Origin of the sequence: Mycobacterium triplex (genome assembly GCF_000689255.1) — a bacterium.
Lineage (GTDB): Bacteria > Actinomycetota > Actinomycetes > Mycobacteriales > Mycobacteriaceae > Mycobacterium > Mycobacterium triplex.
In genome coordinates, this window is record NZ_HG964446.1 from 3,323,492 (window position 1) to 3,337,397 (window position 13,906).

Annotated in this window: 13 protein-coding genes; 10 read left to right on the forward strand and 3 right to left on the reverse strand. The window is 67.1% G+C overall.

What is annotated here, in order from left to right:
• The first annotated feature begins 2 nt into the window (after nucleotides 1–2).
• From BN973_RS15340 to BN973_RS15350, 3 genes are all read left to right on the forward strand, one after another.
• Nucleotides 3–326 carry a DUF732 domain-containing protein gene (locus tag BN973_RS15340; RefSeq protein WP_036469110.1) on the forward strand — a complete coding sequence of 108 codons (324 nt, stop codon included), beginning with the start codon at nucleotides 3–5 and terminating at the stop codon, nucleotides 324–326.
• A 17-nt stretch (nucleotides 327–343) separates the two neighbouring features.
• Complete coding sequence (locus tag BN973_RS15345; RefSeq protein ID WP_036472479.1) at nucleotides 344–667, forward strand: DUF732 domain-containing protein; 324 nt, start codon at nucleotides 344–346, stop codon at nucleotides 665–667.
• Between the two features lie 132 nt (nucleotides 668–799).
• Nucleotides 800–1,510, forward strand: a complete 711-nt coding sequence (locus BN973_RS15350; protein ID WP_036469111.1) for an MgtC/SapB family protein — start codon at nucleotides 800–802, stop codon at nucleotides 1,508–1,510.
• Nucleotides 1,511–1,513: 3 nt separating this feature from the next.
• On the opposite strand, the gene BN973_RS15355 is transcribed toward BN973_RS15350, so the two are convergent.
• Nucleotides 1,514–2,698: an NAD(P)/FAD-dependent oxidoreductase gene (locus tag BN973_RS15355; protein ID WP_036472480.1), complete on the reverse strand. Its 1,185-nt coding sequence runs from the start codon at nucleotides 2,696–2,698 to the stop codon at nucleotides 1,514–1,516.
• Between the two features lie 64 nt (nucleotides 2,699–2,762).
• Between BN973_RS15355 and BN973_RS15360 the strand changes: the two genes are divergently transcribed.
• Nucleotides 2,763–3,701 carry a sterol desaturase family protein gene (locus BN973_RS15360; RefSeq protein WP_036469112.1) on the forward strand — a complete coding sequence of 313 codons (939 nt, stop codon included), beginning with the start codon at nucleotides 2,763–2,765 and terminating at the stop codon, nucleotides 3,699–3,701.
• Between the two features lie 104 nt (nucleotides 3,702–3,805).
• Nucleotides 3,806–4,486, forward strand: coding sequence for an Rv1815 family serine proteinase (locus BN973_RS15365; protein WP_036469114.1), 681 nt, complete (start codon nucleotides 3,806–3,808; stop codon nucleotides 4,484–4,486).
• Here the strand turns inward: BN973_RS15365 and BN973_RS15370 are convergent.
• Nucleotides 4,483–4,935 carry a nitroreductase/quinone reductase family protein gene (locus BN973_RS15370; RefSeq protein ID WP_036469115.1) on the reverse strand — a complete coding sequence of 151 codons (453 nt, stop codon included), beginning with the start codon at nucleotides 4,933–4,935 and terminating at the stop codon, nucleotides 4,483–4,485. The two genes, BN973_RS15365 and BN973_RS15370, sit on opposite strands and share 4 nt — an antisense overlap.
• 119 nt (nucleotides 4,936–5,054) lie before the next feature.
• Here BN973_RS15370 and BN973_RS15375 point away from each other — a divergent pair, with 119 nt between their 5' ends.
• The 3 genes from BN973_RS15375 (at nucleotide 5,055) to BN973_RS15385 (ending at nucleotide 7,840) form a co-directional block, all read left to right on the forward strand.
• Nucleotides 5,055–5,738: a TetR/AcrR family transcriptional regulator gene (locus BN973_RS15375; protein WP_198048935.1), complete on the forward strand. Its 684-nt coding sequence runs from the start codon at nucleotides 5,055–5,057 to the stop codon at nucleotides 5,736–5,738.
• Nucleotides 5,739–5,849: 111 nt separating this feature from the next.
• Nucleotides 5,850–6,350, forward strand: coding sequence for a VOC family protein (locus tag BN973_RS15380; protein ID WP_036469116.1), 501 nt, complete (start codon nucleotides 5,850–5,852; stop codon nucleotides 6,348–6,350).
• Entirely contained in the window at nucleotides 6,347–7,840 is a 1,494-nt protein-coding gene (locus BN973_RS15385) for an FAD-binding protein (protein WP_036469117.1), read from the forward strand. Before BN973_RS15380 ends, BN973_RS15385 begins: the two co-directional genes overlap by 4 nt.
• A 43-nt stretch (nucleotides 7,841–7,883) precedes the next feature.
• On the opposite strand, the gene BN973_RS15390 is transcribed toward BN973_RS15385, so the two are convergent.
• Nucleotides 7,884–9,803: an ABC transporter ATP-binding protein/permease gene (locus BN973_RS15390; RefSeq protein ID WP_036469118.1), complete on the reverse strand. Its 1,920-nt coding sequence runs from the start codon at nucleotides 9,801–9,803 to the stop codon at nucleotides 7,884–7,886.
• Nucleotides 9,804–9,898: 95 nt separating this feature from the next.
• Between BN973_RS15390 and BN973_RS15395 the strand changes: the two genes are divergently transcribed.
• Both BN973_RS15395 and secA2 read left to right on the forward strand, forming a co-directional pair.
• A complete protein-coding gene (locus BN973_RS15395; protein ID WP_036469120.1) occupies nucleotides 9,899–11,542 on the forward strand; it encodes an acetolactate synthase in 1,644 nt (547 codons plus the stop codon).
• Between the two features lie 35 nt (nucleotides 11,543–11,577).
• Nucleotides 11,578–13,902: an accessory Sec system translocase SecA2 gene (gene secA2, locus BN973_RS15400; protein WP_036469121.1), complete on the forward strand. Its 2,325-nt coding sequence runs from the start codon at nucleotides 11,578–11,580 to the stop codon at nucleotides 13,900–13,902.
• Nucleotides 13,903–13,906: the final 4 nt, after the last annotated feature.

Below are 13,906 nucleotides of genomic sequence, written 5' to 3' on the forward strand. Positions count from 1 at the left end.
TTATGAAACGGCTACTGACGGTAGTTGGCGTTGCCGCAGCGATCGCCTTCGCGGCACCGGCCCATGCCGATCCCGTTCCGGAACCGAACGGTGACGACGCGGGTTTCATTGCCGCACTGCGCCAAGCCGGGTTCAGCTTCTCGAGCGAGAGTGCTGCCGTCGCGGCGGGCCGGGCGGTGTGCTCATGCCTGAACAACGGCGAGGACAACTTGGAGCTGCTCCACGACGTGAAAAGCCGTAACCCGGGAATGGACATGGAACAGGCATCGAACTTCGCGATGATCTCGGCGAAATTCTATTGCCCGCACCAACTTTCGAAGGCCTGATGGACGGGCGCTGCTCTGTGCGACCGCTCCTCGCGCTCCTCGGCGCTGCCGCGATGATCGGCCTGGCCGCGACCGCCCACGGCGATCCGGACGGCGGCTCCGGCGACGCCGGCTTCCTTGCGACCGTGCGCGGCGCGGGTATCACCTACACCGACTCGGGTCAGGCTGTCGCATTCGCAAAGGCGGTGTGCGGGTTGATCGGAGCGGGCAAATCCGGCCCGGAATTGGTTCACACCCTGCAGCGCGAGAACCCCGGATTGACCACGGATCACGCCACCCTGTTCGTTGGGATCGCGGCGAAGTACTACTGCCCGCAGCAACTCTCCAACAAGTCCGGGTAGCGAAGGTTGCGCGGAGATGGCCATCGGGGAACGGATGTGGCCGAGATCCATCTACTGTTCACCTGAGCGTGGTTGGCTGGGCCCATGCGGCGCGGGGGCTGCGCGGTGGTGCCGCCGGGGAAGGAGTCCGCTATGACGCAGACGCTGAGCGTCGCCGATTTCGCGCTCCGGCTGGGCGTCGGGGTCGGTTGCGGCGCCCTGATCGGCATGGAACGGCAGTGGCGAGCACGCCGGGCAGGGCTGCGGACGAACGCGCTGGTCGCTGCCGGGGCGACCTTGTTCGTGCTGTACGCGGTCGCCACCCCGGACAGCAGCCCGACCAGGGTCGCGTCCTATGTGGTGTCCGGTATCGGGTTCCTCGGCGGTGGGGTGATCCTGCGCGAGGGAGTCAATGTCCGGGGCCTCAACACCGCCGCCACGCTGTGGTGCTCCGCCGCGATCGGCGTTCTGGCCGCCTCCGGGAACCTGATTTTCACCCTGATCGCCACCCTCGTCGTCATCACCATCCACGTGGTGGGGCGCCCGCTGGGCCGGGTGATCGACCACGACAACGACGCCGAGGAAGACGAAGGCCGGCAACCCTTCCTGGTGCAAGCGGTCTGTCGCCCGAAATCCGAGAAGTATGCCCGCGCCCAACTGGTCCAGCACGCCAGCAGCAATGACCTGACGTTGCGCGGCATCCACACCGGGCAGGCCGCCGACGACGAGATCACGCTGACCGCACACCTTCTCGTGGATGGTCATACACCGGCCAAGCTGGAGCGATTGGTGGCAGAGCTGTCGCTGCAACCCGGCGTTCGCGCGGTGCAGTGGTACGCCGGTGACGGAGCGCAGTCCGACTGACGGCTACGGGCGGGCCTGCAGCTGCGGTGCGGCCGCGGCCAGCAGGTCGGCGCGGACACCGGTCAGCGGAGGGTAGATGCGGCGGGAATTGATGGTCTGCTTGGTGGCTTTGGCTTCCGCGCCGGTGGAGACCACCACGCGATCCCACCCTTCGGTGTAGACGGCACCGGCCGGACCGAGATCGAGAACGGTTACATACCAAGGTATTCGAAGGGGCAGCATCGGTTCGCCACACAGGTCGCTGATGACGTTGTAGCCCGCATAGCGGCCCATCGGCCGTCCATGCTGGCACGACATCACCGACAAGTGTTCGTCATCCATGCGCGCCGCCGCCACGTCACCGGCGGCGAAGACCGACTCGACGCCGATCACCCGCAGGTAGTCATCGACGAGCACCCGGCCCGAGCGGTCGCGGCCGACACCCAGCTGTTCGGTGAGCGAGCTGGCCCGCATCCCGGCACACCACACCACGGTGGCCGCGTCCAGTTCTTCACCCGACGACAGCGACACACCGCTGCGACTGACGGCGGCGACGTCGACGCCCGTCCTGGTCTCAATCCCGTTGTCCGACAGCGCTTTCTCGATCACCGGCCGGGCCGAAGCTCCCATATCGGAGCCGACCAACGGATTGCGGTCGACGAGAATCACCCGGGGACCGCCAGAGAACAACGCGCGCAACCGATTCGGCAGCTCGCAGGCCGTCTCGATTCCGGTCAGCCCGGCACCGACCACGACGACGGTCGCCGCCGCGGGTGTGGGGGCGTCGTCGGCAAGCCGCTGCAGATGCCGCTGCAGCGCGACGGCGCCGTCGTAGGTGTCGACGTCGAACCCGAAGTCCCGCAGCCCCGGCACGGCGGGCTTGAGCACCCGGCTGCCCGACGCCAGCACCAGCCGGTCGTAGCCGTACGTCACACCGGCGGAGGTGGTCACCGTGCGCGCACCGGCGTCGATCCCAGTGACCTCGGCGACGGCGTGGGCCACACCGACGGGGTCGAGGAGTTCGGCAAGCGGGATACGGCAGGCGCTCAAATCGGCCTCGTAGTTGCGGACCCGGATGTCGTGGAACGGCGTAGCGCACAGCACGGTCAGGTCGACGGTTCGCACGGCGAGCTCGTCGAGCCGCCGGGCAGCGCCCAGCGCTGCCCATAGACCCGCGAATCCGGAGCCGACTACCAGCACAGCAGTCACCCGCTCACCACCTAATCGGTCGGGGCCGACCGGCATCCGAAGCCGGCCGTCGTAATCTATCTGGGTGGGTGCCATCACGGGGTTCTTAGCTGCACTACCTCCGCAAATGCGGGACCCGGTGCTGTTCGCGATCCCATTTTTCCTGCTGCTGCTGATTGTCGAGTGGACCGCCGCGCGCAAACTCGAACACCTCGAGGCCGCCGAGGATCCCAGGCCGGCGTCGGGTGCGTATCTGACCCGCGATTCGTGGGCGAGCATCTCGATGGGGCTGGTGTCGATCGCCACCACCGCCGGCTGGAAGACCCTGGCCCTGCTCGGGTATGCCGCGATCTATGCCTACGTCGCGCCATGGCACCTGCGGGTAGACCAATGGTACACCTGGGTCGTCGCGCTCGTCGGTGTCGACCTGCTGTACTACGCCTACCATCGCATCGCCCACCGGGTGCGGCTGATCTGGGCCACTCACCAGGCTCACCACTCCAGCCAGTACTTCAACTTCGCGACCGCGCTACGGCAGAAGTGGAACAACAGCGGCGAGATCCTGATGTGGATTCCGTTGCCGCTGTTGGGGATTCCGCCCTGGATGGTGTTCTTCGCCTTCTCGGTGAACCTGATCTACCAGTACTGGGTGCACACCGAGCGGATCGGCAAGCTCCCGCGACCGATCGAATTCGTGTTCAATACGCCGTCACACCACCGGGTGCACCACGGCATGGACAAGGTGTACCTCGACAAGAACTACGGCGGCATCTTCATCATCTGGGACCGCCTGTTCGGCAGTTTCCAGGCCGAGCTGTTCCGCCCGCATTACGGCCTCACCAAGCAGGTGGACACCTTCAACATCTGGAACCTGCAGACCCGCGAATACGTCGCGATCGTGCGCGACTGGCGCTCGGCGAGCCGGCTGCGCGACCGGCTGGGCTACGTCTTCGGGCCGCCGGGCTGGACTCCGCGCCCGGCCGCGCAGGCCGACGACTCCGTCCGGCTGGCCTCGTCGCTGTAACGCCGGCTCCGGCTGGCGCGAAAAGGCCGATGACGAAACAGTAACGACGTAATCTCAACTTGTGGTCGGAGCACGCGCCGACCTTGACGGAACGGAGTCCGTCCATGGTGTATCGCATGGCACTTCGCGTACTGGCCGCCGCAATTGCTGCACTGGCCTGCACGCCCGGATTGCCGCCCGCGAAGGCCCACGCCGACCCCGTGGTGGTGTCCCCGGGCATGGAGATCCTGCAGGACAACCGGCTGTGCACGCTGGGCTACGTCGATCAGGCCGCGCGGGTCGCATACACCGCCGGACATTGCCGCAGCACCGGCAACGTCGTCACGGACAAGAACCGCAATCCCATCGGCCATCTCGCGACCTTCCGCGACGACACGCCCAGTGGCTCGACGGTCGCCGTCGACCAGGCGATCAGCGACTACGAGGTGATCGCGCTGGATCCCAATGTCCCGCTGAACAACATCCTGCCGGGCGGACGGCCGCTGGTATCGAGCCCGAACGTCGCGGTCCAGCCCGGGCAGGCGGTCTGCCACTTCGGCGTCTCCACCGGCGAAACCTGCGGAACCGTCGAGGCCGTGAACAACGGCTGGTTCACCATGTCCCACGGTGTCCAGAGCCATCCGGGCGACTCGGGCGGCCCGGTGTATCTGGCTCCTGCCACGGGCCCCGGACAGATCGTCGGGATCTTCAACAGCATGTGGGGCGACTTTCCCGCGGCGGTGTCGTGGCGGTCCACCTCCGAACAGGTCCACCAGGACATGGCCGGGCAGGTCAACGGCGGCTAAGGCTCGTCAGCCGGCCTGAGCACGAACACCGGGATCGACGGGGCGCCGGCCCGGAGTTCGTCATCGCTGGACTCCGGTGTCAGGCCGGCCACGTAGCCCTTGACCTGCCAGTACCACCTGTCCAGGTAGCGCTTCAACAACGCGGGCTTGGCCGCGTCGTCGACCTCGACGGCCTGCAGGCGTCGCCGCCGCCAGCGCGGTCCCACTTCGACGACCCTCGCGGCCCTGACGTTGCGCGCCCACTGGGTGTTGCCTCTGGGGGAGACCAGGTAGTCCACGCCGTCGATGGTCAACAGGTTGATGACGACGGCGCGCTGCTTTCCCGTCTTGCGCCCACGGACGCGCAGCGAGCGGGTCCCGGCGATGCTGATCCCGAGGTCGGCGAGCCAGCGGATGACGACGTTGCCGGCGCGAGCGGCCCGGTTGGGTTCTTGGTAGCGCGTGGACATCGCGGATCCTCTCGTCCGGCCGGGAAAAGTTGAGAGCAGTGCTCTCCTGCTTGGTCACAATGGCACAACACTCGCCGGAAAGCAAGAGCGGTGTTCTCGTTTTGTGTCAGACTGGCGACGTGGGCAAACGCCAGGAGTCGCGGGAACAGATCGAGGCGCGCATCGTCGAGCTGGGCCGCCGCCACCTGGCCGATCGCGGCGCCGCCGGGCTGTCGTTGCGGGCGATCGCCCGCGACCTGGGCATGGTCTCCTCGGCGGTGTACCGGTACGTGTCCAGCCGAGACGAACTGCTCACCCTGCTGCTGATCGACGCCTATTCAGATCTGGCCAACACGGTGGACCGGGCCCGCGACACCATGGGCGAATTCTGGAGCGACGACGTCGTCGCCATCGCCCGGGCGACGCGGCGCTGGGCCGTCGAGCATCCCGCCCAGTGGGCCCTGTTGTACGGGAGCCCCGTCCCCGGTTATCACGCCCCCGCGGAACGCACCGTCGGAGTCGGCACCCGCGTCGTGGGCGCCCTCTTCGACGCGATCGCCGCCGGGATCACCACCGGGGATATTCGCCTGACCGATACCGTTGTCCCGCAACCGATGTCGTCAGACTTCGCCCGGATCCGGCACGAGTTCGGCTTTCCCGGCGACGACGCCGTCATCGCCAAATGCTTTTTGTTCTGGGCCGGGGTGCTCGGCGCCATCAGCCTCGAGGTGTTCGGGCAGTACGGCGCCGACACCCTGACCGATCCCGAGGCCGTCTTCAACACCCAGCTCGGGCTGCTGGTGGACATGCTCGCTCAGCATTGACCGCGAATTAGAACGTGTTCACCCGTCGATTCCGAGCGCCGAGCGCCGGATTTTGGCAAAGAATTTCTGGGCCTTTCTGGGCGCCGACAGACTGGGCTATCCTGCCAATCGATGACGCTTGAAGTTCGATCCCCGATACAGATCGCCTGGGTCACCCAGAATCTCGATGCCACCGAAACGGCTCTCACCGGCCTATTAGGCGCTCGGAAGTGGGTTCGGATACCCGACGTGCACTTTGCTCCCGACAGCTGTAGCTACCGTGGCAAGCCGGCCGACTTTGTCGCCCACATCTCGTTGAGCTATCTCGGCGACATGCAGCTGGAGCTCATCGAACCGGTCCGTGGGGAGAACGTCTATAGTGAATTTCTTCGCGCCTGTGGGCCGGGCTTGCACCACATCTGCACGGAGGCCGAAAGCCCCGAACAGTTCGAGGCCGCGCTGGCCGACGCCGCAGATCACGGCGCCGAGGTGGTGCAGCAGGGCGTGATGCCCGGCGGAATCCAATTCGCTTACCTCGCAGCACCACACGCGGGTGTGCCGTTTTTGGAGATCGCGTACATCTCGCCCGAGATGAGGGCGTTTTACGACTACATCAAACAGGAGCAAAGGTGAGCGGCACCGAGATACCAGCAACGGTCAACGCGAACACGGTGACGTCCTGGTCGGACGACGTCGACGTGCTCGTGATCGGTTTCGGCATCGGCGGGGGCTGTGCGGCGGTGAGTGCGGCGGCCGCCGGCGCACGGGTGCTGGTCCTCGAACGCGCCGCCGCGGCGGGCGGAACCTCGTCGATGGCCGGCGGCCACTTCTACCTGGGCGGCGGCACCGCGGTGCAGCAGGCCACCGGGCAAGATGACTCCGCCGAGGAGATGTACAAGTACCTGGTCGCGGTGTCGCGCGAACCCGACCACGAGAAGATTCGGGCGTACTCCGACAGCAGCGTCGAGCATTTCAACTGGCTGGAGGATCTGGGTTTCCAGTTCGAGCGCAGCTACTACCCGGGCAAGGTGGTCGTCCCGCCGGGTACCGAGGGCCTGAGCTACACCGGCAACGAAAAGGTCTGGCCCTTCTGCGAGCAGGCCAAGCCCGCACCGCGCGGGCATTCCGTGCCGGTGCCCGGCGAGTTGGGCGGTGCGGCGATGGTGATCGATCTGCTGGTCAAGCGGGCCGCCGACTTGGGAGTGCAGGTCCGCTACGAGACCGGGGCGACCAACCTCGTCCTCGACGACGACGGCGCCGTGGTCGGCGTCGCCTGGAAGCATTTCACCGAAACCGGTGCGGTCAAGGCAAAGTCGGTCATCATTGCCGCCGGCGGTTTCGCGATGAACCCGGAGATGGTTGCCGAGCACACTCCCGCACTGGCCCAGGAGCGCAAAACCAAGCACCACGGCATGGTGGCGCCCTACATCCTGGGCAACCCCAACGACGACGGCCTGGGCATCCGGATGGGCGTCTCGGCGGGCGGAGTCGCCAAGAACATGGACGACTTGTTCATCACCGCGGCGGCGTATCCGCCGGCGGTGCTGCTGACCGGTGTAATCGTCAACAAGGACGGCAAGCGCTTCGTCACCGAGGACTCCTACCATTCGCGCACCTCGGCATTCGTGCTCGAGCAACCCGACCAGACCGCCTACCTGATCGTCGACGAGGCGCACACCGAAATGCCCGAGATGCCGCTGATCAAATTCCTCGATGGCTACGAGAGCATCGCCGAGATGGAGGACGCGCTGGGAATTCCCAGCGGCAACCTCGCGGCAACGCTGGACCGTTACAACGAATTCGCGGCCAAGGGCGAGGACCCGGATTTCCACAAGCAGCCGGAATACCTTGCGCCACAAGACAATGGGCCCTGGGCGGTGTTTGATCTGTCGCTCGGCCGCGCCATGTACTCGGGGTTCACCATGGGCGGGCTGGCCACCTCGGTGGACGGGGAGGTGCTGCGCGAAGACGGCACGGTGGTGCCCGGCCTGTACGCCGTCGCGGCGTGCGCGTCCAACATCGCCCAGGACGGCAAGGGCTACGCCAGCGGCACGCAGCTGGGGGAGGGCTCGTTCTTCGGCCGCCGCGCCGGAACGCACGCGGCGTCAGCCGCGGGTGCGTAGGCGCGTTAGGACACCGCGCCGGAACGCACGCGGCCGGCCGACGCTAAACGGTCGCGGGCTCCTGGCCGACCGGCCCGAGCTGCCAGCGGCCGCCGCCGAGCAACTGCAGCTCTTGTTCGTGGTGCTGCTCGACGGTGTGGCGGTGGCTGACGCTGACCACAACGCACTCGGGAAGTTCGTTGCGCAGCAGCTGATACAGCGCGAACTCCAGCCCCTCGTCGAGTGCGGAGGTGGACTCGTCGAGGAACACGGCCCGCGGCTTGGTGAGCAAAATCCGGGCGAAGGCCACGCGCTGCTGCTCACCCGGCGAGAGCACCTTGGCCCAGTCGTGCTCTTCGTCCAGTCGACCGATCAGCGGGGCCAGCGCCACCTTGGTCAGCACGTCGTGCAGTTCAGCATCGGTGATGTCGTCCGGCGAATTCGGGTAGCACACCACGCCGCGCAGACTGCCCAGCGGCACATACGGCAACTGCGACAGGAACATCGTCGCGTTGTCGCCGTCGGGACGGCACAGCGTCCCCGAGGCGTACGGCCACAGTTCGGCGAGGCTGCGCAGCAGCGTGGTCTTGCCGGCGCCCGAACGCCCGGTGATCACCAGGGTGTCGCCGGTGTCGAGCTCGATGTCGAGCGAGTCGATCAGCTGGTCTCCGGCCGGCGTGCGGACTTCGATGCCGGCCAGCTCGACCGCCTTGTCCTGGCTGGGCTTGACCAGCACCGCGGGCAGCGCGCGGCCCTGGGCGTTGGCGTCGACCAATCCGTGCAATCGGATGATCGCCGCCCGGAACGAGGCGAACGCGTCGTAGTTGTTCCGGAAGAACGACAGCGAGTCGTGAATATTGCCGAAAGCCGTTGCGGTCTGGCCGACATCGCCGAAGTTGATCTTGCCGGCGAACAACCGCGGCGCCTGGATGATCCACGGCAGCGGGACGATCGCCTGCGACACCGACCAGTTCCAGCCGTTGAAGATGATGGTTCGGCGGACGAACTTGCGGTAGTTGTCGATGATCGGCGTGAAGCGCCGCCACAGTTGCGCCCGCTCGACCCGCTCACCTCGATAGAAGCCGACCGCTTCCGCGGCGTCGCGCAGCCGCACGAGCGCATAACGGAACGCGGCGTTGAGCTTCTCGTTGTTGAAGCTGAGCCAAATCAGCGGGCGCCCAAGCCAAATCGCGACGACCGTCGCGATCAGCACATAGACCAGCACGGTCCAGAACATGGCCCGCGGCAACGTGACGCCGAACAGGGTCAGGTCCCCGGACAGGTTCCACAGGATGGCGGCGAACGAGATCACCGACGCGACCGCGTTGACGGCCCCGAACAGCAACGTGCTGCCCGTGCCGTTGGCCGGGTTGTTCGGGGTGCCACCGGCATTGGCGGTGAAGATGTCGATGTCCTGCTGGATACGCTGGTCGGGGTTGTCAATCGTGTTGTCGATGAACAGATCTCGGTAATAGGCCTTGCCGTCCAGCCAGTCGTCGGTGAGGTGCGCGGTCAGCCAGATGCGCCAGGAGATGATGAACCGCTGAGTGATGTAGATGTCGAGCATGAATCGGACGACATAGAGCGTGGCCAGAATGCTGAAAATCAGCAGCGACATGTAAAAGCCGTGAATACCAGACTGTCTGACGGTGTCATCGCCGGCGGCCATGCCCTGGACGGCGATCTGAACCGACGTGTACAGGTCGTTGCCCTGGTAGCTGAGCAGCACGGTGAGCCGCACGGCGAGCAGCACCGACAGCAGCAGCACCCCGAGTAGCAGCCAGACCTTGACGCTGTCCGGGCCGACGAAATACCCGCGGGTGATCCGCCAGAACTGCCGGCCCCAGGGCGTGAAGAACCGGAATGCGGCCAGCACGACGATCAGGCACACCGCGCCGATCGCCCAGGCTATGGCGAGCCACTGCAGCGAGTCCACCAGTGCCGACGACCAGTCGATGGATGGCGTGAATAGCGTGGGACCCAACTTCGACGTCTCCTTGCTATCGAGGCAACCTGCTCAAGCCTCGTGGCGAATGCTTCCCCGCGAAGGTACCCGAGACCGGCGGATAGGCTGCGAGGATGAGCATCGACGCTCCGTCCAGCCAGATTGTCCACGCCGGCCGACTCATCGCCCGGCGCCTGCGAGCCAGCGGTGTCCACACCCTTTTCACGCTGTCCGGCGGCCACCTGTTCTCCCTGTACGACGGCTGTCGCGATGAGGGCATTCGACTCATCGACACCCGCCACGAGCAAACCGCGGCGTTCGCCGCCGAGGGTTGGTCGAAGGTGACCAGGGTGCCGGGCGTGGCGGCCCTGACCGCGGGTCCCGGCGTCACCAACGGAATGAGCGCGATGGCCGCCGCGCAGCAAAACCAGTCGCCACTGGTGGTGCTCGGCGGACGGGCGCCCGCACAGCGCTGGGGGATGGGATCGCTGCAGGAGATCGACCACGTGCCGTTCGTGGCTCCGCTCGCCCGCTTCGCGGCCACCGCGCAGTCCGCCGAGGACGCGGGCCGGCTGGTCGACGAGGCACTGCGGGCCGCGGTCGGCGCGCCGTCGGGGGTGGGGTTCGTCGACTTCCCGATGGATCACGTGTTCGCCGTGTCCGAGGACGACGGCCGTCCCGGCGCGCTCACCGCCGCCGCACCGACTGCGGCGCCGGACGGCAACGCCCTGGACCGCGCGGCCGGCCTGCTGGCAAGCGCCCGGCGGCCGGTGATCATGGCGGGCACCAACGTGTGGTGGGGACACGCCGAGGCGGCGCTGCTGCGGCTGGCCGAGGAGCGGCGGATCCCGGTGCTGATGAATGGGATGGCCCGCGGCGTGGTGCCCGCCGACCACCCACTGGCGTTCTCGCGGGCGCGGGCCACGGCGCTGGGCGAGGCGGATGTGGCCCTCGTCGTGGGGGTGCCGATGGATTTTCGGCTCGGCTTCGGCAAGGTGTTCGGGCTCCAAACCCAGCTCGTCGTGGCGGATCGGTCCGAACCCGAGCGGGAGCACCCCCGTCCTGTCGCCGCGGGCCTGTACGGCGACCTGACGGGCATTCTGTCGGCGCTGTCCGGGCCGAGCGGCGCCGACCGTGACGACTGGATCGATGCGCTGCGGACCGCTGAGACCAGCGCCCGCGATCAGGAAACCGCGGACCTGGGCGACGAGCGGATCCCGCTGCACCCGATGCGGGTGTATGCCGAGCTGGCGCCGCTGCTGGACCGCGACGCCATCGTGGTCATCGACGCCGGCGACTTCGGTTCCTACGCCGGCCGGGTGATCGACAGCTATCAGGCGGGCTGCTGGCTGGACAGCGGCCCGTTCGGGTGTCTGGGCTCGGGCCCCGGCTACGCCCTGGCGGCCAAGCTCGCCCACCCGGAACGGCAGGTCGTGCTGTTGCAGGGCGACGGCGCATTCGGCTTCAGCGGTATGGAATGGGACACCCTGGTGCGCCATCAGGTGCCGGTCGTGTCGGTGATCGGCAACAACGGAATCTGGGGCCTGGAAAAGCACCCGATGGAGGCGATCTACGGCTACTCCGTGGTGGCTGAGCTGCGTCCGGGCACCCGTTACGACGAGGTGGTGCGCGCCCTGGGCGGCCACGGCGAGCTGGTGTCGGCGCCCGTCGAGCTCCGGCCCGCGCTGGAGCGCTCGTTCGCCAGCGGCCTGCCCGCGGTGGTCAACGTGCTCACCGACCCGAGCATCGCCTATCCGCGCCGATCGAACCTGGCCTGATGGGTCTGGCGCAGGTCGCCGCGTACCGTTGACCTGTGCCAAAGACCATCCGCACCCAACCTGGCCGCCTGAGCAGCAAATTCTGGAAACTGCTGGGCGCAAGCACCGAAAAGAACCGTTCGCGCTCCCTCTCGCAGGTCAGCGACTCGTCTGAATACGACGAGAAGGCCGCCGGCCTCTCCGACGAGCAGCTGCGCAAGGCGACCGGGCTGCTCAACCTCGACGATCTCGCGGACTCCGAGGACATCTCGCAGTTCCTGGCGATCGCCCGGGAAGCCGCGGAGCGGTCAACGGGGTTGCGGCCGTTCGACGTTCAGCTGTTGGGTGCGCTGCGCATGCTCGCCGGCGACGTGATCGAAATGGCGACCGGAGAGGGCAAGACCCTGGCCGGCGCGATCGCGGCCGCCGGCTACGCGATCGCCGGCCGGCACGTCCACGTGGTGACCATCAACGACTACCTGGCCCGCCGCGACGCCGAATGGATGGGCCCGCTGATCGAGGCCATGGGCCTGACGGTCGGCTGGATCACCGCGGAGTCGACGAGCGCGCAGCGCCGAGCGGCCTACGGCTGCGACGTCACCTACGCCTCGGTCAACGAGATCGGGTTCGACGTGTTGCGGGATCAGTTGGTCACCGACGTCGACGACCTGGTATCGCCGAATCCCGATGTGGCCCTTATCGATGAGGCCGATTCCGTGCTGGTCGACGAGGCGCTGGTGCCGCTGGTGCTGGCCGGCACCACGCACCGCGAAACGCCGCGGCTGGAGATCATCAAACTGGTCGGCGAGCTCGCCCCCGAGACGGACTTCGACACCGACTCCGACAGCCGCAACGTGCACCTCACCGACGTCGGCGCGCGCAAGGTCGAGAAGGCACTCGGCGGCATCGACCTGTACTCCGAGGAGCACGTCGCCACCACCCTGACCGAGGTGAACGTCGCACTGCACGCCCACGTGCTGTTGCAGCGCGACGTGCACTACATCGTCCGCGACGACGCCGTGCACCTGATCAACGCCTCCCGCGGCCGCATCGCCCAACTGCAGCGCTGGCCGGACGGTTTGCAGGCCGCCGTCGAGGCCAAGGAAGGCATCGAGACCACCGAGACCGGTGAGGTGCTCGACACCATCACGGTGCAGGCGCTGATCAACCGTTACACCACGGTATGCGGAATGACCGGCACCGCGCTGGCCGCCGGCGAGCAGCTGCGCCAGTTCTACAAGCTCGGGGTGTCACCAATTCCGCCGAATACTCCCAACATTCGCGAAGACGAGACCGACCGTGTCTACATCACGGCCGCGGCCAAGAACGACGCGATCGTCGAGCACATCGTCGAGGTGCACGAGACCGGACAGCCGGTGCTGGTCGGCACCCGCGATGTGGCCGAATCCGAGGAGCTGCACGAGCGGCTGGTGCGTCGCGGCGTGAACGCGGTCGTGCTGAACGCCAAAAACGACGCCGAGGAAGCCCAGGTGATCGCCGAGGCCGGCAAGTACGGCGTGGTCACGGTGTCCACCCAAATGGCCGGGCGCGGAACCGATATCCGGCTGGGCGGGTCCGACGAAGCCGACCATGACCGGGTCGCCGAACTCGGCGGGCTGCACGTGGTGGGCACCGGCCGGCATCACACCGAGCGGCTGGACAACCAGTTGCGCGGCCGCGCCGGTCGTCAGGGCGACCCGGGCTCGTCGGTGTTCTTCTCCAGCTGGGAGGACGACGTCGTCGCGGCCAACCTCGACCGCAACAAGTTGCCGGAGCAGACCGACGAGGACGGCATGATCGTCAGCCCGAAGACCAACGCGCTGCTCGATCACGCGCAGCGCGTCGCCGAGGGCCGGCTGCTGGACGTACACGCCAACACCTGGCGCTACAACCAGCTGATCGCCCAGCAGCGCGCCATCATCGTGGACCGCCGAAACACGTTGCTACGCACCGCGACTGCGCGCGAAGAGCTCGCCGAGCTGGCGCCGAAGCGCTACGAGGAGCTGGCCGAGGAGATTTCGGAGGAGCGCCTCGAGACGATCTGCCGGCAGATCATGCTCTATCACCTGGACCGTGGCTGGGCCGATCACCTGGCGTATTTGGCCGACATCCGCGAGAGCATCCATCTGCGCGCGCTGGGCCGGCAGAACCCGTTGGACGAATTTCACCGGATGGCGGTCGATGCGTTCGCGTCACTGGCCGCCGACGCGATAGAGGCGGCTCAGCAGACGTTCGAGACGGCCAACGTCCTCGACGAGGAGCCCGGCCTGGATCTGTCCAAGCTGGCACGACCGACGTCGACGTGGACCTACATGGTCAACGACAACCCGTTGTCCGACGACACCTTGTCGACCCTGAGCCTGCCCGGCGTATTCCGCTAAGGTC

Coding starts and splice junctions, on each gene's coding strand:
- BN973_RS15365 (WP_036469114.1), top strand. CDS start 3,806: ATGGTGTATCGCATGGCACTTCGCGTACTGGCCGCCGCAATTGCTGCA.
- BN973_RS15380 (WP_036469116.1), top strand. CDS start 5,850: ATGACGCTTGAAGTTCGATCCCCGATACAGATCGCCTGGGTCACCCAG.
- BN973_RS15395 (WP_036469120.1), top strand. CDS start 9,899: ATGAGCATCGACGCTCCGTCCAGCCAGATTGTCCACGCCGGCCGACTC.
- BN973_RS15370 (WP_036469115.1), bottom strand. CDS start 4,935: ATGTCCACGCGCTACCAAGAACCCAACCGGGCCGCTCGCGCCGGCAAC.
- BN973_RS15340 (WP_036469110.1), top strand. CDS start 3: ATGAAACGGCTACTGACGGTAGTTGGCGTTGCCGCAGCGATCGCCTTC.
- BN973_RS15350 (WP_036469111.1), top strand. CDS start 800: ATGACGCAGACGCTGAGCGTCGCCGATTTCGCGCTCCGGCTGGGCGTC.